Below are 545 nucleotides of genomic sequence, written 5' to 3'. Positions count from 1 at the left end.
TCCAGCTTGCCTACATCGAGCTGTTGTACACCCTTATGGGCGCTAGCAGTATCCCGATTAAGGGAGGCTATGGCTTGTTCCACGTCTTGTCCTGTCAATGCCTTCTGCCCTGCTTCATCAGTAATGACGATAGTGCCATTGCTGATAGCAGATTTGGTGTATCCTTCCTCTGAATCTTGGGCTTTTGAATGATCTAAGAGATTTTTAGCAATGTTTTTCCCGACACCATATTTACCCTGATACATCGGACCACCCGCAGAAATACTTAAACCTTGGCTGCTAGCTTGCGCATGCGCACCGTTGCTGATATCACTGGTGCTGATGCTTCCTGTGGTCAGGCTGTTTTTGTCCGCCGAGGCTGTGCTGGAAATAAGTCCTCCGGTCAGCGTTGTTTTATCTTTAACGTTGATCTTAAAACCGCCATCACCGGCTTTGATGCCTGATTGCTCCACAACACTGTGATAATCGCTAGAGGATTTATCCTTGTTCAAGGAAATATTGGTTGTGGCTGTACCATCCTTTTCTCGGCTATTATAACCAATGGA

At 46.6% G+C, this 545-nt stretch carries 1 pseudogene; it reads right to left on the bottom strand.

Annotated features, from left to right (window positions below):
• Positions 1-545 (bottom strand): annotated as a pseudogene (locus tag ACFINY_RS09960) (filamentous hemagglutinin); the annotation flags it as partial.

Origin of the sequence: Bartonella sp. AA23NXGY, from assembly GCF_042197165.1 — a bacterium.
Classification (GTDB): domain Bacteria; phylum Pseudomonadota; class Alphaproteobacteria; order Rhizobiales; family Rhizobiaceae; genus Bartonella.
This window is presented reverse-complemented; position numbering and strand designations above follow the sequence as displayed.